This window comes from Bradyrhizobium sp. AZCC 1693 (assembly GCF_036924745.1).
Taxonomy (GTDB): Bacteria; Pseudomonadota; Alphaproteobacteria; order Rhizobiales; family Xanthobacteraceae; genus Bradyrhizobium.
This window is the reverse complement of sequence record NZ_JAZHSD010000001.1, coordinates 5810829-5834604: the sequence shown is the minus strand read 5'-3', so window position 1 is coordinate 5834604 and position 23776 is coordinate 5810829. Positions and strand designations below refer to the sequence as shown.

Sequence of the window (23776 nt, the reverse complement as noted above, 5' to 3'; positions counted from 1 at the left end):
ACTTCCTTTGCAGAATAGTTATATTTTATAACGAATTTGGGAGGAGTCAATGCCCACCCTCCCCTGGAGGGTCCCTGGAGGGGGAGGGTCGCTACGCATGCAGCGAAGCGGAATGCGTAGCGGGGTGGGGTGACGGTCTTTCCACATCTAACAGTGCCCGAGTTGAGAGATCACCCCACCCCGTCTCACATTTTCGCTGCGCTCAATGTGAGCCGACCCTCCCCCTCCAAGGCAGGGTAAGAGAGCGTCACAGCACCTGGTGCACGTCGATCACCACACGGTCGGCGTGGCGGGCGGCGGAGCCGATGAACAGGTTTTCCATCAGCCAGCGGTATTTTTCGGCCCCGGTCTCGAACCGCGGCACGGTGCGGAAATAGATCAGTTTGGGATCGACCGGCTCGCCGCGCTTGAGCTTTTGCAGCAGTTCGACCGGGCCGAAGCGCAGGCCCTTGTTCTCGACATAGACGACGGCGCCGTCGTCGGTCTCGAAGGCGTATTTTGCCTCGAGTTCGATCAGCTCGTTGGGCCGAATGATCTGGAAGTCGGCGCCGAAGGGGCAGACCTTGCCGTTGATGCCCTCGCCCTTCACCCCGCCGCCGATAATCGGAATGATCCGGCGCACGCCGGTGCCGATCTCGCCGGCCGATGTCACCTCGCCGATCCGCACCGTGATGGTGAAGACATATCTGGTCAGGAGTTGCGGGGTCATCGGCGCCTCGTGCGCTATCCGGCCATGCGTTGCGGCAACCACAGCGCCAGGATCGGAAATGCGATCAGGATTACCAGCCGGATCAGGTCAGTCGCCACGAACGGGATCACACCGCGGAAGATGGTCGAGAACGACACGTCCTTCACCACGCTCTTGATCACGAACACATTCATGCCGACCGGCGGATGGATCAGGCCGAGCTCCACCGTCATCACGATGATGACGCCGAACCAGATCGGATCGAAGCCGAGATGCATGATGACGGGGAAGATGATCGGTACCGTCAGGATGATCATCGCCATGGCATCCATCAGGCAGCCCAGCACCAGATACATCACCATGATCAAGGCGAGGATGCCATAGGAGCCGAGACCGAGACCGGTGAGAAGCTCGGTCACTTTCTGCGGGGTCTGCGTCACCGTCAGGAAATAGCCGAAGATCAGCGCGCCGATCAGCACCGTGAACACTGCGGCTGCGGTGCGGGTCGCTTGCAACAGCGAATTCAGGATTTTTTCCTTGTCGAGCCGGCCGGTGAGCACGCCGATCAGGAACGCGCCGGTGGCACCGACGCCGCCCGCCTCAGTGGGCGTAAAGCGCGGCAGGAACGGCAGGCCGTAGAGCCCGCCGATCACGAAGATGAACAGCAGCACCGGCGCCCAGATGTCCTTCAACCCGGCAAAGCGCTCGCGCCAGGTGGTTTGCTTGCCTGTCGGCAGGAAGTTCGGGCGGAACCAGCCGATCAGCGCGATGGTGATCATGTACATGGTCATCGCCAGCAGGCCGGGAATGATGCCGGCAATGAACAGTTTTCCGATGTCCTGCTCGGTGATGATGCCGTAGACCGCGAGCACCGTCGACGGCGGCAGCATGGCGCCGAGCGTGCCGCCGGCCGCAATGACGCCGGTGGCGAAGGATTGCGGATAGCCGAAGCGGCGCATTTCCGGATAGGCGACCGCCGAGAAGGTCGCAGCGGTCGCCACCGACGAGCCGCAGATCGCGGCAAAGCCGCCGCAGGCTGCCACCGTGGCAATGCCGAGCCCGCCGCGGAGATGGCCGACAAAACCGTTGGCGGCGCGAAAAAGTTCGCGGCTCATGCCGGAATTGCTGACAAATGTTCCCATCAGCAGGAACATCGGAATCACGCCGAACGTATAGTCGGTCACCGTGCGCATCGAGGTCTGACCGACCAGTTTCAGCGCCGGCGCGAAGCCGACCAGATAACCGAAGCCGCAGACGCCGACGAGGCCCATCGCCATGCCGACGGGCACACGCAGCAGCATCAGCGCAAACAGCGCGACAAATCCGAGGACGGCGACGGCGTCGGTGCTCATACTCGCCTACTCCACCGTCTTCACTTTGGCATCATGGATATCTTCGGGATGGAAGATCAGCCGATAGGTACGGATCGCGATCAAGAGCACAGCAGCGCCGTCGCCCGCCCAGGCGACGGCGAAGAACGGCCAGGTCGGCATGTGCATGTCGAAGGTGAGGACATTGTCGTTGTAGGTGCCGCGCACCTTGTCGAACAAGGTATAGGTCTGCGCCGTCACGACGAACAGCAGCACCAGCGTCGCGAACACATCGATCATGCGCTGGTACTTTGGACCGACATTGGCCCAGATCAGGTCGACGGTGATATGGCCGCCGCGATAGCTGGTGGCGGCGATGCCCCAGAAGATCAGGATGCCGAGCAGCATGCGCCCGATATCGAAGGAATCGGGGATCGCATAGTTCAGCGTGTTGCGCAGCAGCACGCCGATAAAGATGTTAAGCGCCACGATGCCGACAAAGCCGGCGGCGATCCATTCGATGGTGTCGATGAAACGATCCATCCACGCGCGATTCATGTCCGCTCCGAACGGCTGCGATGGCAGGTAAAGACGGCGGCAGGACGATCCCTGCCGCCGACGAAGGCACTTACGTTTCTATTGCGCGAGCGCGTTGTACTTGGTGAGCGAAGCCTTGAGCTCGGCCAGCGCCGCGTCCGGATCGCCGTCGCCGTTCTTCTTGACGCCTTCGCCCCAGGTCTTGACCAGCGGTTCGGCCGCCTTCTTCCACGCCGCGGTCTGCTCCGGCGTCAGCTTGTAGACCTCGTGACCGGTCATCGCCTTGATCTTCTCGATGCCGGCGTCCTCGTACTTGCCCCAAGGCTCGCCGACCCGGCCGGCGGCTTCCGTGTTGCAGTTGTTGTCGATCGCCTTCTTCTGCTTGTCGGACATCTGGTTGTATTTGTCCTTGTTCATCACGAAGGCAAACGTCGTGACGTAGATCGGCGCTTCGATGTGATACTTCGTCACCTTGTCGATGCCGAACAGCACCACCGATCCCCACGGGAAGGTGACGGCGTCGGCGACGCCGCGCTCGATGATGTCACGGACCTCCGGCGCCGAGGACTGCACGTTGGTGCCGCCGAGCTGGGTGACGAAATTGGCCATGGTGGCGTGGGCAGGGCGGATCTTCATGCCCTTGATGTCGTCAGGCGTGACGATTTTCTTGGTGCGGGAATGGAACGTCGACGGCGAATGGATGAAGGCGAGGCAGAACTTGACGTCCTTCATCTCCTTCTCGGCATATTTGCGATACCAGGCGTCGAGCGCCATCGAGCCGCCCTTGGCGTCCGACATCAGGAACGGCAATTCACCCGCGCCGATGATCGGGAACCGGCCGGGCTGGTAGCCGGGGTTGACGTAGGTGACGTCGGCGATGCCGTCGCGCGCCATGTCGTAATGGTCGAATGCCTTGCCGAGCTGCTGGGCGGGAAAGACCTTGTATTTGATGGTGCCGCCGGATTCCTTTTCGACTGCGCTGCCCCAGTCCTCGAGGGCCTTCTGCAGCGGGTGCGAGGCCGGCACCCAGTGCGACAGTTTCAGCTCGAAGGTTTTTTCCTGCGCCAGCGCAGGCGTGACGCTGGCGGCCAGCAGCAACGCCAGGAGCATCTTCTTCATCGGCAATCTCTCCCCTTTGTCATGACGCGGGCTCGTTCGAGCTCCGATCTTGTTAGTTAACATGTTATCTAGAGCACCCGGTTTTTCAAGGCGAACATGCGGCCGCACCATTTTTGCGGTGCGGCGAACTACCATCGCGGTTTTTGCGCCAACGCCCCTTTGCCAAAAACGTTATATGATATAATCATCAGGGCAAGTCCGCGGTCGGCGACCGGCAGACTACAGCAATCGGGGAGCGGGTATTGAGGACAAAAGTAGCAATCATAGGCGCAGGTCCGGCAGGATTGTTGCTTGGGCAACTATTACACCTTTACGGGATCGAAAACGTCATTCTCGAGCGCCAGACGCCGGAATATGTGCTCGGCCGCATCCGCGCCGGCCTGCTCGAGGAAGGCACGGTGGCGCTGCTCGACGAGGTCGGGGCCGGCGAACGCGCCCATCGCGAGGGACTGGTCCACCATGGCGTCGAACTCGCGTTCGGCGGCGCGCGTCACCGCATCGACATGCACGCCGCTACCGGCAAGACGGTCATGATCTACGGCCAGACCGAGGTAACGCTGGACCTGATGAACGCCCGCAAGGCGGCCGGCCTCAGCACCGTCTACCAGACCGCCGACGTCAAGCCGCTCGATTTCGATACCGACCGCCCGCGCGTCACCTACGTCAAGGACGGCCTCACGCACGAGATCGAATGCGACTTCATCGCCGGCTGCGACGGTTTTCATGGCGTCAGCCGCGCCAGCGTAAAACCGTCGGCGATCCAGACCTACGAGCGGATCTATCCGTTCGGCTGGCTCGGCATCCTGTCGGAAACCCCGCCGGTCAGCCCCGAACTGATCTACAACAACCATGCGCGGGGGTTTGCGCTGTGCACCATGCGTTCGACGCACCGCAGCCGCTATTATGTGCAGTGCCCGCTCGACGACGACATCGCGCAGTGGCCGGACGAGCGCTTCTGGGACGAACTGAAGCGCCGGATCGACCAGAAGGCGGCCGACCAACTCGTCACCGGCCCCTCGATCGAAAAGAGCATCGCGCCGCTGCGCAGCTTCGTCGCCGAGCCGATGCGCTTCGGCCGGATGTTTTTAGCCGGCGACGCCTCCCACATCGTGCCGCCGACCGGCGCCAAGGGGCTGAACCTCGCCGCCAGCGATGTGCATTATCTCTCGCAGGCATTCCGCGAATATTACGACGAGAAATCCTCGGCCGGCATCGACGGCTATTCGGCAAAAGCGCTGGCGCGGGTCTGGAAGGCGGTGCGCTTCTCCTGGTGGATGACCTCAATGCTGCACAAATTCCCCGATGAGGGCGAATTCGGCGCACGCATCCAGCTCGCCGAGCTGGACTATGTCGTCAACTCGAAGGCGGCTTCGGCGTCGCTGTCGGAGAATTATGTGGGGCTGCCGTTTTAGGTATTCCGCGACGCCAAAGCGCTACCGTCGTCATACCCCGCGCAGGCGGTATCCAGTGCGCCGCGGCTTCTCGGTTCATCGCTGACGTCTCTGGAATACTGGGTCACCCGCCCCAGTGCGCAATTGCGCACAAGGCGGGTGACGACAACTTCGCGTATTTCAAACACCGGTCGTATTACCGTTTAAAACTTTGTAGGCGGTGCACTGCACGCGCGGATGGCGTTCAATGACGAAAGACATCGTCAACACACGAGTTGCAAATGACAGGCACCGACATCCCCGACGGCTTCGAGCGCCACACCCGCAAGAGCCCGCTGACCGAGCCCTGGGAGCCGCTTTATTCGAAGCGGACAGGCAAGGCTGTCATCCTCGGGCTACGCCTCGCAAAACCGCATACCAACGGCCGCGGCCTGATTCACGGCGGGGCTGATTGCGGCGCTGGCCGACAACGCCATGGGCCATAGCTGCGCCCATGTGATGGGCGGCGTGTCCTCGCTGGTGACGATCTCTCTTGCGGTCGATTTCGTCGGCACCGCCGAGGTCGGGCAATGGCTCGCGGTCGAGAGCGAGGTCGTCAAGACCGGCAGGACGATCTGCTTCGCGCAGAGCCTGATCAAGGCCGACGGTGTCGTGATCGCACGGGCGAACGCGACGTTTCGCGTGGTGCCGAAGAAGGAGCCGGTGTAGCGGCAGCCTCGTGTCCCGGACGCGGTGCGGCGCACAGCGCCGCTCCGCAGAGCCGGGACCCATGCGGCGCGGATCGAGATGGGCCCCGGCTCTGCAGCACACCGCTAACGCGCTGCGCTGCGTCCGGGGCACGATTGCCTCAGCCGAAATGCCAGTCGGCCATCTCGGTCACGAGATCGATGAAGGTGCGCACCTTGGCCGACAATAGCCGCGACGTCGGATAGACGATCTGGATCGGCATCGCCGGCTGTTCGAACGATGCCAATACGATCCTGAGCCGCCCTGCTTTGAGCGATTCGGCGGCCTGATAGGCCATCACCCGCGTCAGCCCGCCGTCCGCTTCCGCATACTGGATGGCGGCATCCGAGCTGTTGGTGGCGAAGCGCGGCGTGCCGGCAACGCGGATCTCGCGGCCGTCCTCGACGAATCGCCAGTCGAGCGCCGCTGTCATGGCGCCGAACTGAATCGTGTCGTGCGCGGAAATCTCCTGCGGCCGCTTCGGCTCGCCGCGCGCCTTGAGATATCCGTGCGAAGCCACCACGATCCGCCGCATTTCGCCGACATGGCGCGCCACCAGGGTCGAATCGGGCAGATGGCCGATCCGGACCGCGAGATCGACACCGTCCTCGACGAGGTTGATCATGCGGTCGGACAAGCGGAGGTCGACGCTGACGTCGCCATAGCGCTTCAGGTAGGCGGTCACGATTCCGCTGACATGCAGCCGGCCGAACCCGACCGGCGCCGAGATGACGAGCTGCCCCTCCGGCCGCGTGCGCTCGCCCTCGATGGCCCCTTCCGCCTCCCCGATATCGGCCAAAATCCGCCGCGCGCGCTCCAGGTACCGTGAGCCGGCATCGGTCAGCGTCACCTGCCGCGTGGTCCGCTGCAAGAGCCGCGCGCCCAGCCGCTCCTCCAGCGCCGCGATCAGCCGCGTGACAGCGGACGGCGACAGGCGGAGCTTGCGGGCCGCGGGGGCAAAACCCTGCAGGTCGGCGACGGCGACAAAGGCCTGCATGGCATCGATACGGTCCATCCAACTATTGCATATCCAGCAATGGTGAAGTGTCAATTCCATAGATTGCTTAAAGTTCTGGAACGCCCATTTTGGAGTGTGAGAACAACCGTTTTGGCGCCCCATGACCGGAGGCTCGGATGTCTGACGTTCACACCTATTCCAGCGATGTCGCCTTCACCCCGGCGGTGAAGGCGATCCAGACCCGCAAGGGCTCGCGCGAGGCCTATGCCAACGTCGAGGCGCGCGGCGGCTGGCGCACCGAGATTGACGAAAATCTCGCCGGCTTCCTCGCCGAGACCAGCAGCTTCTATCTCGCGACGGCGGCCGCGGACGGCCAGCCCTATATCCAGCACCGCGGCGGGCCGAAGGGCTTCATCAAAATTCTCGACAAGAACACCATCGCGTTCGCCGACTACAGCGGCAACCGGCAATACATCACCCAAGGCAACCTGTCTGAAAATCCGAAGGCGCATATTTTCGTGATGGACTACACCCATCGCCGGCGCGTGAAGATCTGGGGCGAGGCGCGCGTGGTGGAAGACGATCCGGCGATGATCAAGGCGCTGATGCCGCAGGGCTACAAGGCGCGCCCCGAACAGGTCATCCTGTTTCGGATCGCGGCGTGGGACACCAACTGCCCGCAACATATTCCGCAGAAGTTCGACGCCGCGGATGTTGCCCAAGCCCTCGCAGTGCGCGATGCCCGTATCGCCGAGCTAGAAGCGGACCTGGCCGCGTTGCAGGGCCAGTCCGCACCGGCGACGCCTTAGTCACGCAGCTTGTTGCTGTACCGGCACCCAGGCGAATTCCGGATAATACAGCAGCATCATCCGGTCGACGTAGGCGGTGAGGTTGGCGAACTGCTCCGTCCGCTGCCGCAGCGCCGACTCGAAGAACGGCGTCAAAATTCCGGCGAGCGCGCCGAAGGCGGTGGCGTCCATGCCGCATGGCGTTTCGCCCATCAGAAAGGGCTTGTCGCCAAGCTGCACCGACAATGCAAACAGCGAGCGCACGGCAAGATCGACGTCCTCTTCGGGAGCGTGGCGGCCGAGGCCGCTGAGCAGGTAGTTCTCGGCGACGCGGAACTGCGCATCCTCGCGGAGTTTTTCGCGCAGGTGCGGGGGCGCGCTGTCGAAGAAATGCGAGGGTCCCTTGGCAAAATTGTCGCCATCGACCCAGCGTGCGCCGACCAGCGCCCAATAGACGTGGTGCTCGATCATCCGCTCAAACGCCCAGGCCTGCGCACGCGCCTGCAGGCTGAGCGGGGCGTCGAAATCGAAGCCATATTTGGCTTCCAGATGCGCCCGAATGAATGTGGAATCGGCGATCGTCTCGGCCTCATCGACAATGTAGGGCAATTGCCCCTTCGGCGAGGCCGGCGGCTTGGCCTTCTCCTTGCGATAGGCAAGGCCGGCCATCTTCAGCTGGACCTCGGTCTTGGTCACAAAGGGGCTGATCTCCGGCAGGCCGAAACCGGCGCCGAAGCCATAAAGCGTAATCATGCTGGTCTCCCGATCTCCTAAGACGCGCCCGAGGCTAGCGCCCCCCTGCTGCCACCATGGTGTCAGCAGCAGCAATGCCGGCCGCGGCCCTCTTCGGGCCGCGGCGTGCGGTTCTTGCGCGCCCACGAGACAAGCCGCCCTTGCGCAAAGGCGCACATTGCTGTGAATGAGCGCCACGCCAGTTCAACCATCGCCCAGCGCAGGTCGGCGGTGACACACTGGATGGAAACCAGCTGTTCCAATGCAAAACCCTGGGCATTTACGAGAGGTCCGCGGCTTCCCCGGAAGCCGAATTCGCTGAAAATCGTCATGGACAAATTCCCTTCACTTGAGGTGTTGTCCCGATATACCCACCCCCTGCTGCCAACATGCTGTCAGCATCGACGGGCGCCTTTTGGAAAAGAGCGCCATTTAGAAATGAGAACGAGCCATGCGACGGGCCGACCGGCTGTTCCAGATCATTCAGGTGCTTCGGCGCACAAGGAAGCCTTTGACGGCGGACGCGATCGCGGCCGAACTGGAGACTTCGAAGCGAACCATCTACCGCGATATAACGACCCTGATCGAACAGCGGGTGCCGATCCGCGGCGAAGCCGGTGTGGGCTACATCCTGGAAAAGGGATTCGACCTGCCGCCGTTGATGCTCACGCCTGATGAAATCGAAGCCTGTGTGCTGGGTGCGCAATGGGTGGTGGGCCACGCCGATCCCGCGCTGGCGCGCGCCGCGCAGGACCTGATGGCGAAAGTCGCCGAAACCGTGCCCGAGCGTCTGCGGCCGTTCGTGCTGGAGCCGGCCAGCCGCGCCCGATCGGCATGGAACAGGGAGCCCGACCGCATCGACATGGTGCGGACGCGGGCGCAAATCCACGACGGCAAAAAGATTACCCTGAACTATCGGGACGAGCACGGCCGCGACAGCGAGCGCACGATCTGGCCGATCGCGGTCGGCTATCACGAGGCGGTGCGGATACTGGCAGCGTGGTGCGAACTGCGGAAGGATTTCCGCAGTTTCCGCACCGACCGCGTCGTCGAGGCGGTCTACCACGACGAGAAATATCCGGAACGGCGCGATATCCTGCGCGCGAAATGGCGGCGGAGCCTGGTCTGGGAGGCCCCCAAGGATACCTGAAAGGATACCTGACGTGGGTGGCTGGCCGCGGCCGTCGTTCCGGGCTAAACGCAGGCATGCAAGGAATCGCCGCCGATAATGAAAGCCCCTGCCAGGCCTGCGGCGCCTGCTGCAGCTACTCGCAGAACTGGCCGCGTTTCACCACCGAGGACGATGCGGCGCTCGACCTGATCCCGGAAAGATTCGTCAACGAAAGACTGTCGGGAATGCGCTGCGACGGCGACCGCTGCTCGGCGCTGTCAGGCAAGGTTGGCGAGACGACGGCGTGCCTGGTCTATGCGGTGCGCCCCGAAGTGTGCCGCACCTGCATGCCCGGCGATGTCGAATGCGCGATGGCGAGGAAGCGGCACGGATTGCCGGTGCTGAGTTGACGTCGTTCCTGCGAACGCAGGAACCCATACCGCGTGATCTATCGATAAGGCAGTTTGGCCGACGCCTTCTGTAACAACCAAGGCCGGTGGCTATGGGTCCCTGCTTTCGCAGGGACGACAGCATTGGACGCCGTCAGACCGTCACCGCTTGCACCAAATCTTCATCATCGATCTCGTCCTCGATCGGCTTGAAGGTCGAGAGCGGCTTGGTCGAAAGCGTGATCGGCTTGCGGCCGCCGTGGGATGACGACGAGACGGAACGCGCGGCGGGTCCGCGCGACAGCGCGTAGAGCGTGGAACCGACCCGACCGCCGAAATGGATCAGCTCGCGTTCGGTACAGCTTGCTGCAATCGCAACGGCCAGCGCGTGGAGGTGGCTGCGGCGGTAGCAGAACAGCGCCAGCATGGCGCGGACGTCGGACGAAACGCTGTCCACCAAGAGCGGCAGGCCGTTGGCATTGGCGCGATACATCTCGCCGAGCAGCTCGTCCCGGACCGGACAGAAATCGTTCTCGAAGGCGTCGCGGCTTGAAAACATTGCGGGTTCTCCCTTTGCGGAAGATGCAGTGCAATACTCTAATGAAAGGTTAACCACGCGCACCAGTAGTGTTCCGGGTGGCTTGTCAGCCACACCCGAATCGGAAATCGGAACATGATTCGCACCAGAGCGGATGCGCGCCTTCCGATCTCGGAGCAGGATTGAAACAAGCGGGCCGATGCAGCGGCGCGCGCGGGATCAGTTCGCCGCCATGAAGATCGACAGGCCGAAACCGGTGAGATGGTGCAGCGCCTGGTCGACGCCGATCAGCGTCCAGAACCACGGATGCTCGTTCTCCATCGTCACGCCGTAGCGGGAAGCGAAGATCCCCTTGATACGGTCGACGGTGATGTGAATCGCGAAGTCGATGAAGGCGACGAACCAGAATCGCGGCGCGACGAACAGGATCAGCGCCATCGCTACCGCGAGGTGGACGAGGCAATGCGCCAACAGCGGGAGGGCCCAGCCGGTCTTTTGATCCTTGCCGATCGCCATCCAGGAATTTTGCAGCATGAAATCCGCAATGATGTGCTTCACGGTCAGAAGCAGCATCCATCCTATCAGCGCACCTACCGGAACCGAGGACGACATCGAAGGAAACAACAAGGCTGACGCCCTTTGCTGGGACTGGAGAGGTGACGAAAAAACCGGGACCTAGGCTGTCAGCGCAATGTTGTTGTCAAACCCGGACTGTTCGAACGTTGCCTTTATTTATGGCATCTCCCGGGCCGGAATGCACCTGTGGGTAGTCTGAAAATCGCACGGTGTGGCGGAACTGCGATACTGCGGCAACGGCGCGCAGCGTGGTCCGCTGGTAAGGTTACCGTCGCGCCGCGATTTGCAATCCCATAGGAGCGGGCTATCATTGGCCGGCGGGCAAAATTATCGTTCTTTTCTAGGTATTTACGAATTCATTCGGACGGCCTGCGGCGCCATCTCGGCAGCGACCCGTCCCTGATCCCGGGTACGAGCCATGAGTGCTGAAGCCCCAACGCCGGACCCGGAAATGCCGCGTCGCCGTTCGCGGGTCGTCAAGAGCAACCGGACCCAGATCCTGCTGTTTTCCATCCTGACCCTGATCCTGACCGCCGCCGTGGTTTGGGGTGGCCGGACCTGGCTGCGCAATTCCGAGACGCTGGTGTTTGCCGTCGGCGAGGCCAATGGCCCCGAGGCGCGCTTCGCCGCCCGGCTGGCGACGGTGCTGAAAAACAATTCCTCGCGGCTGCGGCTCAAGATCGTGCCCAACGGCGACAATGCAAAGGCGCTGTCGCAGTTCGACCGCAAGGATGCCAACCTTGCGATATTGCGCACCGACGCCAGGATTCCGCCTCGCGCCCGCGCGCTCGCAATTCTCGATCATGACCTGTTCCTGCTGATCAGCCCCGGCGGCAAGAAGATCAAGACCATTGCGGACCTGAAGAAAAAGAAGATCGCGGTCATAGCCGACAGCGAAAGCAGCGTCGCGCTGGTGCGCAATATTCTCGAACTCCCGGACACCGCGGATGCGGCGGCCCGGATCCAGATGGCCCCGCCCGGCTCGACCTTCGACAAGCTGTTCGCTTCGGGCTTCGGCGCCGTGATCAAGGTCGCGCATGCCTCGCACATCGTGAAGGACAAGAGCTACGAGCAAATCGCCAAGCGCGGCGGCTTCACCCTGAATGCGATCGATTCGGCGAAGGCGATCGCCAGGAAGAATCCGGCCATTTCCGAGGAAACGGTGGCGACCGGCATGCTGTCCGCTTCGCCCGCCGTGCCTGAGGAAGACGTCGATACGATCGGGCTGGAATGGCTATTGGTCGCCCAATCCAGGCTCTCGACCACGACCGTGAGCGACCTGGCGCGGATCATCTACGAGAACAAGGCGGAGCTCGCGCTCACCGACGGCTTCGCCTCCAAGATCGAGCCGGCGGCGACCGACAAGGATGCCTTCATCGTGGCGCATCCGGGCGCCGCCGAATACATCAACGACGAAATCAAGTCCTTTGTCGAGCGCTACAGCGACCTGATGTATGTTGCGCTGCTCGCGCTCAGCATCATCGGCTCGATCTTTGCCGCCATCTACACCAAGGTCACCCGGATCGCGCCGGAGAAGGCCAGCCAGCTCGCAACCGCCATTCTCGATGTCGGCGAGCGCATGGAATACGCCACGAGCCTCGACGCTCTCGATGAACTCCAGGACGAGCTGGAAACGATCCTGCGCGGCGTGGTGATAGGGTTGCGCGACGGCACCATCAGTAGCGACGGGCTGGACACTTTCAAGCTCGGCTATGAATTCGTGCGCGACGAGATCGGCTTGCGCCGCGAACATCTCAAGCGGCACCCGCCGCCCCCGGATGATAAAGTAGTGGCCGTGAAGACCGCGCAGAGCGCGTAACGCCCTCATGGTGAGATGTAGGGTGGGCAAAGCGAAAGCGTGCCCACCATCAGGACCTTCCGCACGGACAGATGGTGGGCACGTCGCTTGCGCTCCTTTGCCCACCCTACATTCAATGAACGGCCGCGTTCGAGCCGGCGGGCGCCCGCGCCCGGATTTCAGCGATCCTGCGCTTGAGCGCCGCCTGCCGCGGGTCGGGCAATGCGGCGGCGCGCGCCTCAGTCACCGCGCCGGCGAGATCCGGCAGCGCCAGCACGCCATCGAAGGTCGGCTTGACCAGGCCGTCGATGATCGCATTCCAGTCCGTCATGCCCTGCCGATAAACGTCGCCATATCCCTCGATCATGGTTGCGGTCTGCACGATGACGGGCGCGGCCTGGGGCTGCTTGGTCAGGCTGCGGTCGATCATGTGCAGCCAGCGTTCAACCCAGACCCGCTCCTTGGCGTAACGCACCGAAAGCAGCCGCCATCGCCGCAGCCCCGCCTCGATCTTGAGGCGGCGAATGCCGAACCTGCTGGCCGTGCTGAAGCGGATGGAGACCCGCTTGTGCATCCAGCCCGCCCATTCGAGTGCATCGAGCACATACTCGGCGATGACAGCGGGGAGCACGCCGATCAGTTCTTCGAGGCTGAACTTCCTGATATCGACGGACCCGGCCGACCCGGCGGGCCGGCCGGCGAGTTCGGCAAGCTTCAACTGCGCGATCCGGATCGGATCCTCGTAGCTCATGCGCACCGCCATCAGCCGCGCAATGTCGGTCAGCATCGCCTCGTCGACGCCTTGCTTGCCGATAAACCGCCGCAGCCGGTCGACATAGAGGTGGGCGTAGCTCGGACCCTGATAGTCGATCAGAAGATGGATCGCCTCGCTCGCCACCGCCATCACCGGCTCCGGCAGGCCCTCGGGCAAAAACGGCGGCGTGTCGTCATCGTCGCCGATGACATCGGCGAGCAGATAACGCAGCGACGACAGGATACCGCGGTCTGCCACTCTCCGTGCTCCGGCCTCTACGCAGGCTTCGGCTCGGCTGCGGACGCCATGTACTGGGCCAGCCGCTTTTCCGCCGCGTCCAGGTTCTGGAACAGCCGGGCGCTGGAAAGACGAAGGAAGTAGAAGCCGAAAGCGGGGTTCTGCACGTAGAGCTCCTCGACCTTGCTGTAGCTGACGCTCAGGATGAGGCCGGCCTCGAGACATTCCAGCGTCTGGGTTCGCGTGTTCGAAGGCGACAGCATGCCGAGTTCGCCGACGATGGCGCCCACCGGCAGCACGATGCCGGACTCGACCAGCTTGAACTTGCCGCTGACGATATAGAGCATGTCCTCGGCCTTCTCGTCCTTGTAGAACAGGATCTCGCCGGCCGCGCATTGGCGCTCGGTCATGAACGGCTTCAGCCATTCCATCGAGAGGTCGCTGTTGACGGATTTCTTCACGTCGCGCACCAGCTGCAGCATCTGGTGCAGGCGATAGGAATTGACCAGCAGCATGACCACCTGCACCCCCATCACCAGGAAATTATGGGTCGGGATCGCGGTCACGATCAAGACGACATTGGCGAGGATGCCGAAGACCCGCAGCGGGATCATGGTCCGCATCGTCGTGGTGGCGACCACGAAGATCGATGCAAACAGTGCGCCGGCCGTTCCGGCGTGCTCTGCCAGATGAGACGTATCCATTGGAAGCCAACCAATATCTAAACGTGTGCGTTTTCACGATTCTGTTGCAGCGCCCGCTATCGTAATGTCCGCGGGGCCATTTTGATATACGAGGAAAGAACGACGATTTGTCGGGATTCTCACGATTCCCGGGTTAAATTCGCCCCTCAACCCGGCTCCCGGCGCGGCCGGACCAGGTGCCCAGGGACGCGTGGCTCCGTATGAAGGCTGTCGTTGACGGCCTCCCCGCAGGCAGGCACCTTGCGGGCATTGGTCACGCCGCGGCCTGGCCGTTATCCAGCTTTTATTGCACCCATCAGGGCCCTCCTCATCCGATGACCCAGCGGCTCGTTCTCTCGGCACTCGCTCAATTCGCCGCCAAGACGGCCGGCCGCAACATGACCAAGGCGGCCTATGCCGCGGTGGCGGCCGGCGTCGCGGCGATGGTGGTGCTCACCGTGGCCCCCGCCTACGAGGCGGCGCACCATTGGGTCGACGCGGTGCTGTGGACGTGCCTCGTCTATTTCGTGTTCGAATGGCTGGTGCGGCTGCGCCACATGGCGGGGCAAGGGCGGCTGTCGCTCTACGCGCTTTCCAGCAGCGGGGTCGTCGACGCGATCGGCGCCCTCGCCGTGCCGGTCGCGCTCCTCGTGGGCATCGAGCCCAGGACGGCGTGGCTGCTCAGCATCCTCTGGGTGCTCAAGGTGGTTCCGGGCATCCCGGGGCTGCGGCAGTTGCGGCGCGTGCTGGTGCTGGAATCAGGGCCGCTGCTCAGCGTGCTCGTGATCTTCCTGATGGTGGTGTTTTTGGCATCCGTCGCGGAATATTTCCTGGAGCGCGACGTGCAGCCGGCGACCTTCGGCAGCGTGCCGGCGGCGCTGTGGTGGGCGGTGGTGACGCTGACCACGACCGGCTATGGCGACGTGGTGCCGATCACGCCGCTCGGCCGCATGGTCGCGGCGCTGGTCATGATCTCCGGCCTCGGCGTGTTCGGGCTCTGGACCGGTATTCTGGCGACCGGTTTTGCCGCCGAGACCCGCCGCGACAGTTTCCTGAAAACCTGGGAAACCGTCAGCAAGGTGCCGTTCTTCGCTACCCTCGGCCCGGCCGCGATCGCCGACGTCACGCACATGCTGCGAACGATGGACCTGCCGGCACGCACCATGATCATCCGCAAGGGCCAGCAGGGCGACTGCATGTATTTCATCGCCAATGGCGAGGCCGAGGTCGAATTGCCCGGCAAGAAAGTGGCACTCGGCGAAGGCGCGTTTTTCGGCGAGATGGCGCTGCTCGGCAACAATGTGCGCGGCGCCAATGTCACGACCACCAAGGTGACGCGGCTCTTGGTGCTCGATCTCGTGGATTTTCGCCTGCTGATGGCGCGGCATCCTGATCTGGCCGAAACCATCGATGCCGAGGCCCAACGGCGCGCGCAAGAAAACAAATAGATCAAACAAGCAAGAACAATGGAGAACAGCATGCGTGAAGCAGCCGAGGCGGCAAGCGCGCCGGTACTTGAAATCGACGGCGCGCGGGCCACCATCCGCCTCAACCGACCGAAACATCTGAACCGGCTGCAGAGCGAGGATCTCGGCGATCTCGTGAAGTTGTTCGACCGGATCGAAGCCGATCCCGCGATCCGCGTGCTGGTACTGACCGGCACCGGCCGCGCCTTCAGCGCCGGCTACGATCTCAATTCGGTGGCCGACCGCGCCACCAGCGCGTGCGCGCAACCGAGCGCGGGATCGGCGTTCGAGGCGGTGGTCGACCGCCTGGAGGACCTTGGCGTGCCGACGATCTGCCGGCTCAATGGCGGCGTCTATGGCGGCTCGACCGACCTGGCGCTGGCCTGCGATTTTCGCATCGGCGTCGATACGGCTGAAATGTTCATGCCGGCGGCCCGGCTCGGCCTGCACTACTACAAGAGCGGCATCGCCCGCTATGTGTCGCGGCTCGGCGTGGACAACGCCAAGAAGCTGTTCCTGACCGCGCAAAAGATCACTGCGCCGGAAATGCTGCGGATCGGCTACCTCACTGCCATGGTGCCTCTGGAAATGCTGGACGAAGAAGTGGACAAGCTCGCCAACATCCTGGCCGGCAACGCGCCGCTGGCGATGCGCGGCATGAAGCGCGCCATCAATGAATTCGCCCGCGGCAAATTCGATGAAGAAGCCGCCGACCTCCGTCATCGCGAGAGCATGCGCAGCGACGAGATCAAGGAAGGCATCAAGGCCTTTGCGGAAAAGCGCCCGCCGAAATTCTGAGAGGCGCCAGAGCCTTTTCCGTTCCGATTGAAGGGGAACGGGGCTCTAGGCTCGCTTCGTCCGCATCGCGCGGACCTGCTTGATGGCGGGATCACGCGCGAGCGCCTGGTACCGCATGCTGTCGACCGCATAGATCGCGACGCGCCCCTCGGCATCGGCGTGTACGCCCCAGCCGAAGCGCTTGCCGAGCCCTGATGCGCGCAGACACGCCTGCCCCTTGGAGAAGAATTCGTCGCGGGCAAGACTTCGCGCCTTCTTCGTCGCCTTCGCATCGAGCTGCCGGCCGTGGGCCGAGGTCGCGAATATGACGTCGTCGGAGGTGTACTTGTAGGGCGCTTCCGCAATCATCCGGTATTGCAGGCCTGCGACCGTCGGATTCCCGGCGCGGGCCGGCGGCTCCTCGCCGGTACGCGCGGGGCAATCCTCCGCGACCTGGATGAAGGTGTCGAAACAGTTGGTCGTGTGAACTGTCTTTGTCATCAGGGACCCCGTGGTTCCGCTCACCCGCCGCAGGCTGCGGCGTGCTGCGCCGCCATCTCGGCATCGGCGGCGGTGATCCGCTGGAAGGCGGAGCGCGACGTGATGCGCTCGGCATAGGCCGCAAATACGTCCTTTCGCGGCACGAGGCCAAACATCATCGTCCAGCTGAACGCCACGCCCCAGAGAATGTCGGCTGCCGTCATACGCTCTCCGAGCAAATAAGGCCCCCTGGAAAGCTGCGCCTCCAATGCACCGAGCATCGAGTCGTAATCGGAATATGGCGACTGCGTCACAGGCGCCGGCTCGCGCTTCATGAACTTGTCGATCAGGGCAGGCTCGAAGGACGAACCATAATAGGCGATCCAGCGCAGATACGGACCTCGGCAGGGATCGTCGAGCGCGGGCGTCAGCCCGGCTCCCGGAAACAGGTCGGCGAGATAGATGTAGATCGCCACCTGCTCGGTCACCAGCGCCTCGCCGTGACGGACCACCGGCACCTTGCCCAGCGGGTTGACGGCGAGATAGGCCGGCTGGCGCTGCTCCCCGGCCTTCATGTTCAGGATATGGAGATCATAGGGAGCTCCCAGTTCCTCCAGCAGCACCCGCGCGCCGGTCGCCCGGGTCTGCGGCGAGTAATAAAGCGTGATGCGGTCCTTGCTGGTCATTGGCAGTCTCCTTTTGAACCCGACGGGGCACTGGACCTTGTATGCCTGGACATACCTGACATCTTGTGTCAGGTATGGTCTAAGGGACCATGCGCGCGAGCCGGCTGCTTTCGATCCTCACTACCCTGCAAGCGCGGGGACAGGTCACCGCGCCCGAACTCGCGGAGGCCTGCGAGGTTTCGGTGCGCACCATCTATCGCGACATCGATGCGCTCGCCGCGGCCGGCATTCCCGTCTATGCCGAGCGCGGCGCGGAAGGCGGCTATCGCCTGCTCGATGGCTATCGCGTGCGGCTGAACGGACTGTCGCAGCCGGAGGCCGAGGCGCTGTTCATGACGGGACTGCCGGGGCCCGCAGCCGCGCTTGGCCTCGACGCTGCGATGCTGGCGGCGCAGACCAAGCTGATGGCGGCACTGCCGGCCAACCTGCGCCCGGACGCCGGCCGGATGCAGGAGCGCTTTCATCTCGATGCCCCAAGCTGGTTCGGCGAAGCCGAGCAGCCGAAGCATCTGCGCGCCATTGCCGGTGCGCTGCTGCGCGAGAGCCTGATCGAAATCCGCTACCAAAGCTGGAGGGCCGAGAAGCGCCGCCGCGTCGCGCCGCTCGGCCTCGTGCTGAAGGGCGGCAGCTGGTATCTCGCCGGAAGCGTCGATGGCAGCGTGCGCACCTATCGCGTGGCACGGGTTCTCGACTGCAACATTCTGGACGAGCGCTGCATCCGGCCCGCCGCTTTCGATCTCGCCGCCTATTGGCAAGCCGCAACGATCCGGCTCGAAGCCGAGATGCATCCGAACCACGCCACCGTGCGGCTGTCGCCGTTCGGCATAAAACTGCTCAACGCCTTGAGCCAGCCTTACGTGAGGACGCGCACCCGTATCGAGGAGACGGCGGATGCCGCAGGCTGGCGGATCGCCATGGTGCCGATCGGAAAAACGGTGTGGCATGCGGCGGCCGAGCTGCTGCGACTCGGCGCGGAGGCGGAGGTGCTGGCGCCGGCCGAGCTGCGCGAAAAGATGGTCGAACTCACCGAGGCCATGGCCGCACGCTACCAGACGGCGCAGGATGGTTACCAGGATGACAAGGATTTCCGCAGATCTCGCGCCACGAAACATTCCTGAAACACGATTCTCCACTTCGCACGTGAACGCAGGACATCGTCGGCCCGACTGATGGGCAGGGACGCAACAACGGCCTCGCGCCAATCAATTGGAGAGTATTTAAAATGCTTCGCAAGATGACCCTCGGACTGATCGCCGCCGCCTCGCTCACCATTGCCGCCGCATCGCCCGCTTCCGCCGGCGGCTTCTACCACGGCCATCATCACTGGGGACATGGATATGGCTGGGGTCCCGCCATCGGCGTCGGCTTCGGCGGCGTCTATGTCGACACCGGTTTGAACGGCTGCCTGCAACAGCGCTGGGTCGAAACCCGCCGCGGCTTGCGCCTGCGCACCGTGAACGTCTGCGCCTACTGATCGAACAGTTTTGCAATAATCATCCCGGCCGCTGCTGCGCGGCCGGGATTTTTCTGCCCTGGAATCGTGCCTTGTCTGGCCATGTTGACCATCGCCTGTGCTGGCCATATTGTAGTGCATGCGGTGCAAGCCGCTCCCGGGCCCGCGGGAAGGGTTGAACCCACTTGCAGCTTTCGAGCGACATCTAGAGCCTTTGTGCAGCCGGTATTGCGGGCCGTCGGCGATGTCATGCACGGAGGTGTTTGATGAACCCGCTCCCCGATCGATTGAATCTCGATCATCTGAAGAAGCAAGCCAAGCAATTGATCCGCCTCTATCGAAGCCGCGATCCGGCGACGATGGCGCGGTTTCGCAGCACGCTGCCGGCAACGGCAGGCCTCAGCGATGAGGACCTTTCGTCCCGGGGACTGCGCCTGCACGATGCGCAATCGTGCCTGGCGCGCGAACACGGTTTTGCATCCTGGCCTGACTTGAAGCGTTACGTTGAGGTGCAGGCGGTCGCGCGAGAGGAGCGCGCCGTTCGCGTCCTGCACTGGCTGCAACTGATCTATCGCGGCGACGTCAGCAGCACCGCCGGTCGCGCCAACCTGCGCGTCGGCTTGCGGATGCTGGCGGAAGATCCCGGACTGGCCGCCGGCGATCCCTACCTTGCCTGCGCCATCGGCGACGAAGACGCATTGCGGCAGGCCACGCAGGCCGATCCGTCATGGGTCAACCTATCAGGCGGCCCGCTACGATTGCCGCCGCTTTTTGCCGTCGCACATTCAGGCCTGCTGCGCGTGGAGGAATTTCGCGAGCGTCTGCACGGAAGCGCGCGGCTGCTGATCGCGGCCGGAGCCGACGTCAATCAACGCATCTACAGCCGCTGGCCGCCGGCGTCGCTTGAGAAGCCCGGCATGCGCTATCCACTCTCGACACTCTATGGCGCCGCGGGAGCCAACCACGACCTTCTATTGACGAGGCTGCTGCTCGACGCCGGCGCAGATCCCAATGACGGCGAGTCGCTCTATCACTCCCTCGAGAACCCGGCCTGTACCCGCCTGCTGCTGGAGTACGGCGCGCGCATCGCAGAAAGCAATGCGATCTATCGCTCGATCGACCTTGAGGACGACACCGCGCTGAAATTGCTTCTGGCGCATGGCGGCGACCCGAACGAGCCCGCGCGAAATGCGCCGCTGACCGATTGGGGTTCGCCGCTCACATGGGCCATCTACCGCCGCCGGCCCCTTCATGTGAAGGCCCTGCTCGATGCGGGCGCCGACCCATCGCGCGCCACGCGGGAAGGCCTCAGCCCGTACCGGCTGGCGCTGCAGTTCGGGCTTACCGAGGCTGCCGCCCTGCTGCGGGCGCAGACTGATGCGCCTGAGATTTCCGACGACGAACGCTTTGTCGCCGCATGCGCGCGCGGTGACGAAGCCGAGGCGCGCGCGGTGGCGTCGCGGCGGCCCGATCTGCCGGCCGCGCTGTCGACGGCGCAGTTACGCTTGTTGCCAGACATGACGGCAGCAGGCGCGGATGATGTCGTGCGGCTGATGGTCAGGCTCGGCTGGCCGATCGCCGTGCGCGGCGGCGACTGGGACGCGTCCGCCCTCAATCTCGCAGTGTTCAGCGGCAACGCCGCCTTGACGCGCTTCCTGCTCGAACACGGCGCCAACTGGAAGGAACAGCATGGCCATGGCGACAACGCCTGCGGCACGCTGTCATGGGCGTCCCTTAACGAGCCGGTCGAAGGCGGCGACTGGGTTGGTTGCGCGCGCGCCCTGCTCGATTACGGCATGCCGCGCGCAACGGCAGTTCCGGATGATCCCGAATGCGTCCTCATCGCAGGAATCAGAAAGCAGTTCTCCGACGAAGTCACCGAAGAACTGCTGGGCTAGTTGCACGTGCCCCAGGCTGGCCATGCCGGGGTTTGACCCGGGCATGGCCCAAAACCCTACAACCTGCCCTTCAGCGCGTCGCCGATCTCGTCGAGCACCTTCGGGTCCTCGATGGTGGCCGGCATGCTCCAGCTTTCGCCGTCGGCGATCTTCTTGATGGTGCCACGCAGGATTTTTCCCGAGCGCGTCTTCGGCAATCGCCCAACGGTGATCGCGAGCTTGAAGGCTGCGACGGGCCCGAGCTTGTCGCGCACCAGTGCGACGATCTCTTTTTCGATCTCGGCAGGCGCGCGCGTCACGCCGGCCTTCAGTACCATGAAGCCGCAGGGCACTTCGCCCTTGATCGCGTCCTTGATGCCGAGCACGGCGCATTCGGCGACGTCGGGATGGGAAGCCAGAATTTCTTCCATGCCGCCGGTCGAGAGCCTATGGCCGGCGACATTGATGATGTCGTCGGTGCGGCCCATCACCCAGACATAGCCGTCGTCATCCTTGTAGCCGGCATCCGAGGTCTTGTAGTAGCCGGGAAACTCCGTGAGGTAGGCCTCCTTGAAGCGCGCATCCTGCTCCCACAATGTCGGCAGGCAGGCCGGCGGCATCGGCAGCTTGATCACGATCGAGCCCATGGTGCCCGCGGGCACGGGCCTGGATGCCTCGTCGACCACGTCGACCTGATAGCCCGGCATCGGCACCGTCGGCGAGCCGTGCTTGACCGGCAGCATCCCAAGGCCCACCGGATTGCCGGCGATGCACCAGCCGGTTTCGGTCTGCCACCAGTGATCGATCACCGGCACCTTCAACTGCGTTTCCGCCCACTCCACCGTCGGCGGATCGGCGCGCTCGCCGGCCAGAAACAGCGTGCGGAATTTCGACAGATCGTATTTGCGGATGAACGCGCCGTCGGGATCCTCCTTGCGGATGGCGCGGAAGGCGGTCGGCGCGGTGAACAGGGCCACGGCCTTGTGCTCTGAAATCACGCGCCAGAACGCGCCGGCGTCCGGCGTGCCGATCGGCTTGCCTTCATACATGATAGACGTGGCGCCATGAATCAGCGGACCGTAGACGATGTAGCTGTGGCCGACGACCCAGCCGATGTCGGAGCCGCACCACCAGACTTCGCCCGGCTTGACGCCGTAGAGATTGAACATCGACCATTTCAGCGCGACCAGATGCCCGCCATTGTCGCGCACGACGCCTTTGGGAATTCCCGTGGTGCCTGACGTGTAGAGAATGTAGAGCGGATCGGTCGCGAGTACCGGCGTGCACGGCGCGGCCTTGCCGGCTTCGAGCGCGGCGCCGCGGAGCGTTGCCCAATCGTGATCGCGGCCGCCCGTGAGCTCGCAAAGGTGCTGCGGCCGCTGCAGGATGATGCAGTTCTCGGGCTTGACGCTTGAAAGTTTGATCGCCTCGTCGAGCAACGGCTTGTACTGCACGATGCGGCCGGGCTCGATGCCGCAGCTCGCCGAAAAGATCAGTTTCGGCTTGGCGTCCTCGATGCGCGTTGCGAGCTCTTTCGCAGCAAAACCGCCGAACACCACCGAATGCACCGCGCCGATCCGCGCGCAGGCCAGCATCGCAAACACCGCTTCCGGCACCAGCGGCATATAGAGGATGACGCGGTCGCCCTTGGCGACGCCGAAATCGGCCATGACAGCGGCGAGCGTCTGCACCTCCTTGAGCATCTCAGCATAGGTGAATTTCGAGATGGTGTTGGTGAGCGGCGAATCGTGGATCAGCGCCACCTGGTCGGCGCGTCCGCCCGCGACGTGACGATCAAGCGCGTTGTAGCAGGTGTTCACCATGGCGCCGGCGAACCAGCGGCCATACACGCCCATCGAGGGATCGAATATCTTTTTCGCCGGCTCGATCCAGTCGATCTCGCGCGCCGCCTCGGCCCAAAAGCCCTCGGGGTCGCTGAGCGAGCGGGCATGGACCTCGTGATAGCGACTTTTCTCGTGGATGTTCATGGCGTCTCTCCCAATCGCCCCTACTCCGTCATGCCCGGGCTTGTCCCGGGCATCCACGCACTTGTTTCACTTTAGAAAGCAAGACGTGGATGGCCGGGACAAGCCCGGCCATGACGGCTGGGCAAGCATTTATTCAGGGCATTGTCACGGGAAGTTGCGCCAGATCAAGCCGGAACAGCCTGGCCATCCAGGCTAAAACCCTATGCTTTTCGACGAAGTTGCGCTGCTGCGGCTGCGTCGGATCGATCCGGATCGCCGTGGTAACGTCCTCGATCGCTTTTTCCGTCCGGCCCAGCTTGCGATAAGCCGCAGAACGGTTGCTGTAGGTGCGCGCGCGCTGCGGCTCGAGACGGAGCGCCTCGTCATAATCCTTGATGGCGCGGTCATATTTTTTGGCATTGTTGAAAGCATTGCCGCGATTTGAATAGCCATTGGCGTATCAGGCTCGAGCCTGACGGCCTGGTTCAACGCCTCGAACGCACCCTCCATCTTGCCGGTCTGGCGCAGGATTTCGCCGCGGGCGCGGAAGGCGCGGGCACGATTGGGGTTCTTGGCGACGACGGACTCGATTTCGGTTAACGCCTTGCCGTTGACCTGTATTCGTGCATGGCCTAGGGAAACTTCCATGAAACGCACGATGATCATTGTCAAACTTTGGTGGCTGGCCTGCTGACAGGGCGGCCGGACGTTTCATTGCATCTGGGGCCGCTGCAA

25 protein-coding genes and 1 pseudogene are annotated in these 23776 nt (G+C 63.5%); 11 read left to right on the top strand and 15 right to left on the bottom strand.

The window, feature by feature from the left end:
- Window positions 1–247 precede the first annotated feature (247 nt).
- The 4 genes from V1293_RS27640 to V1293_RS27625 form a co-directional block, all read right to left on the bottom strand.
- Window positions 248–709, bottom strand: coding sequence for a DUF3237 domain-containing protein (locus V1293_RS27640; protein WP_334513870.1), 462 nt, complete (start codon window positions 707–709; stop codon window positions 248–250).
- Window positions 710–723: 14 nt separating this feature from the next.
- Window positions 724–2040 (bottom strand): TRAP transporter large permease, encoded by a 1317-nt coding sequence (locus tag V1293_RS27635; protein ID WP_334513868.1) that lies wholly within the window; start codon window positions 2038–2040, stop codon window positions 724–726.
- A gap of 6 nt (window positions 2041–2046) precedes the next feature.
- Complete coding sequence (locus V1293_RS27630; protein WP_334513867.1) at window positions 2047–2556, bottom strand: TRAP transporter small permease; 510 nt, start codon at window positions 2554–2556, stop codon at window positions 2047–2049.
- A 78-nt stretch (window positions 2557–2634) separates the two neighbouring features.
- A complete protein-coding gene (locus V1293_RS27625; RefSeq protein ID WP_334513865.1) occupies window positions 2635–3654 on the bottom strand; it encodes a TRAP transporter substrate-binding protein in 1020 nt (339 codons plus the stop codon).
- Between the two features lie 242 nt (window positions 3655–3896).
- Between V1293_RS27625 and pobA the strand changes: the two genes are divergently transcribed.
- Together pobA and V1293_RS27615 are read left to right on the top strand one after the other, a co-directional pair.
- Complete coding sequence (gene pobA, locus V1293_RS27620; RefSeq protein ID WP_334513864.1) at window positions 3897–5066, top strand: 4-hydroxybenzoate 3-monooxygenase; 1170 nt, start codon at window positions 3897–3899, stop codon at window positions 5064–5066.
- A gap of 260 nt (window positions 5067–5326) precedes the next feature.
- Window positions 5327–5753: pseudogene (locus V1293_RS27615) on the top strand (PaaI family thioesterase).
- A gap of 139 nt (window positions 5754–5892) precedes the next feature.
- Here the strand turns inward: V1293_RS27615 and V1293_RS27610 are convergent.
- Complete coding sequence (locus V1293_RS27610) at window positions 5893–6786, bottom strand: LysR family transcriptional regulator (RefSeq protein WP_334513863.1); 894 nt, start codon at window positions 6784–6786, stop codon at window positions 5893–5895.
- Between the two features lie 119 nt (window positions 6787–6905).
- On the opposite strand from V1293_RS27610, the gene V1293_RS27605 reads away from it, so the two are divergent.
- Entirely contained in the window at window positions 6906–7538 is a 633-nt protein-coding gene (locus V1293_RS27605) for a pyridoxamine 5'-phosphate oxidase family protein (protein WP_334513861.1), read from the top strand.
- On the opposite strand, the gene V1293_RS27600 is transcribed toward V1293_RS27605, so the two are convergent.
- A complete protein-coding gene (locus V1293_RS27600) occupies window positions 7539–8270 on the bottom strand; it encodes a glutathione S-transferase family protein (protein ID WP_334513860.1) in 732 nt (243 codons plus the stop codon).
- A gap of 62 nt (window positions 8271–8332) precedes the next feature.
- Entirely contained in the window at window positions 8333–8581 is a 249-nt protein-coding gene (locus tag V1293_RS27595) for a hypothetical protein (RefSeq protein WP_334513858.1), read from the bottom strand.
- A 119-nt stretch (window positions 8582–8700) separates the two neighbouring features.
- On the opposite strand from V1293_RS27595, the gene V1293_RS27590 reads away from it, so the two are divergent.
- Entirely contained in the window at window positions 8701–9399 is a 699-nt protein-coding gene (locus V1293_RS27590; protein WP_334513856.1) for a helix-turn-helix transcriptional regulator, read from the top strand.
- A 56-nt stretch (window positions 9400–9455) separates the two neighbouring features.
- The gene (locus V1293_RS27585; RefSeq protein ID WP_334513854.1) at window positions 9456–9770 is read left to right on the top strand and encodes a YkgJ family cysteine cluster protein; all 315 of its coding nucleotides are present in this window, start codon (window positions 9456–9458) and stop codon (window positions 9768–9770) included.
- A 133-nt stretch (window positions 9771–9903) separates the two neighbouring features.
- Here the strand turns inward: V1293_RS27585 and V1293_RS27580 are convergent, their stop codons facing one another.
- Window positions 9904–10308, bottom strand: a complete 405-nt coding sequence (locus V1293_RS27580) for a hypothetical protein (protein WP_334513853.1) — start codon at window positions 10306–10308, stop codon at window positions 9904–9906.
- Window positions 10309–10506: 198 nt separating this feature from the next.
- Complete coding sequence (locus tag V1293_RS27575; protein WP_334513851.1) at window positions 10507–10860, bottom strand: DUF3307 domain-containing protein; 354 nt, start codon at window positions 10858–10860, stop codon at window positions 10507–10509.
- A 421-nt stretch (window positions 10861–11281) separates the two neighbouring features.
- On the opposite strand from V1293_RS27575, the gene V1293_RS27570 reads away from it, so the two are divergent.
- Window positions 11282–12682 (top strand): TAXI family TRAP transporter solute-binding subunit, encoded by a 1401-nt coding sequence (locus V1293_RS27570; RefSeq protein ID WP_334513850.1) that lies wholly within the window; start codon window positions 11282–11284, stop codon window positions 12680–12682.
- A gap of 112 nt (window positions 12683–12794) precedes the next feature.
- Here V1293_RS27570 and V1293_RS27565 read toward each other — a convergent pair whose 3' ends face one another.
- Window positions 12795–13673: a DUF6537 domain-containing protein gene (locus V1293_RS27565; protein ID WP_334513849.1), complete on the bottom strand. Its 879-nt coding sequence runs from the start codon at window positions 13671–13673 to the stop codon at window positions 12795–12797.
- Window positions 13674–13690: 17 nt separating this feature from the next.
- Window positions 13691–14356 (bottom strand): Crp/Fnr family transcriptional regulator, encoded by a 666-nt coding sequence (locus V1293_RS27560; protein ID WP_334513848.1) that lies wholly within the window; start codon window positions 14354–14356, stop codon window positions 13691–13693.
- A gap of 314 nt (window positions 14357–14670) precedes the next feature.
- Here V1293_RS27560 and V1293_RS27555 point away from each other — a divergent pair, with 314 nt between their 5' ends.
- Window positions 14671–15783 carry a cyclic nucleotide-gated ion channel gene (locus tag V1293_RS27555; RefSeq protein WP_334513847.1) on the top strand — a complete coding sequence of 371 codons (1113 nt, stop codon included), beginning with the start codon at window positions 14671–14673 and terminating at the stop codon, window positions 15781–15783.
- A 30-nt stretch (window positions 15784–15813) separates the two neighbouring features.
- Window positions 15814–16599, top strand: coding sequence for an enoyl-CoA hydratase/isomerase family protein (locus V1293_RS27550; protein ID WP_334513845.1), 786 nt, complete (start codon window positions 15814–15816; stop codon window positions 16597–16599).
- A gap of 45 nt (window positions 16600–16644) precedes the next feature.
- Here the strand turns inward: V1293_RS27550 and V1293_RS27545 are convergent, their stop codons facing one another.
- Window positions 16645–17079 carry a DUF6157 family protein gene (locus tag V1293_RS27545; protein ID WP_334513844.1) on the bottom strand — a complete coding sequence of 145 codons (435 nt, stop codon included), beginning with the start codon at window positions 17077–17079 and terminating at the stop codon, window positions 16645–16647.
- Window positions 17080–17099: 20 nt separating this feature from the next.
- Window positions 17100–17744: a glutathione S-transferase family protein gene (locus V1293_RS27540; RefSeq protein WP_334513842.1), complete on the bottom strand. Its 645-nt coding sequence runs from the start codon at window positions 17742–17744 to the stop codon at window positions 17100–17102.
- Window positions 17745–17833: 89 nt separating this feature from the next.
- Here V1293_RS27540 and V1293_RS27535 point away from each other — a divergent pair, with 89 nt between their 5' ends.
- The 3 genes from V1293_RS27535 (at window position 17834) to V1293_RS27525 (ending at window position 21095) form a co-directional block, all read left to right on the top strand.
- Entirely contained in the window at window positions 17834–18862 is a 1029-nt protein-coding gene (locus tag V1293_RS27535) for a helix-turn-helix transcriptional regulator (protein WP_334513841.1), read from the top strand.
- Between the two features lie 104 nt (window positions 18863–18966).
- Window positions 18967–19218, top strand: a complete 252-nt coding sequence (locus V1293_RS27530; protein ID WP_334513840.1) for a hypothetical protein — start codon at window positions 18967–18969, stop codon at window positions 19216–19218.
- Between the two features lie 245 nt (window positions 19219–19463).
- Window positions 19464–21095, top strand: coding sequence for an ankyrin repeat domain-containing protein (locus V1293_RS27525; RefSeq protein WP_334513838.1), 1632 nt, complete (start codon window positions 19464–19466; stop codon window positions 21093–21095).
- Window positions 21096–21151: 56 nt separating this feature from the next.
- On the opposite strand, the gene V1293_RS27520 is transcribed toward V1293_RS27525, so the two are convergent.
- Both V1293_RS27520 and V1293_RS36240 read right to left on the bottom strand, forming a co-directional pair.
- The gene (locus V1293_RS27520; protein WP_334513837.1) at window positions 21152–23062 is read right to left on the bottom strand and encodes a propionyl-CoA synthetase; all 1911 of its coding nucleotides are present in this window, start codon (window positions 23060–23062) and stop codon (window positions 21152–21154) included.
- A gap of 133 nt (window positions 23063–23195) precedes the next feature.
- Window positions 23196–23438 carry a tetratricopeptide repeat protein gene (locus V1293_RS36240; protein WP_442894375.1) on the bottom strand — a complete coding sequence of 81 codons (243 nt, stop codon included), beginning with the start codon at window positions 23436–23438 and terminating at the stop codon, window positions 23196–23198.
- Window positions 23439–23776 lie beyond the last annotated feature (338 nt).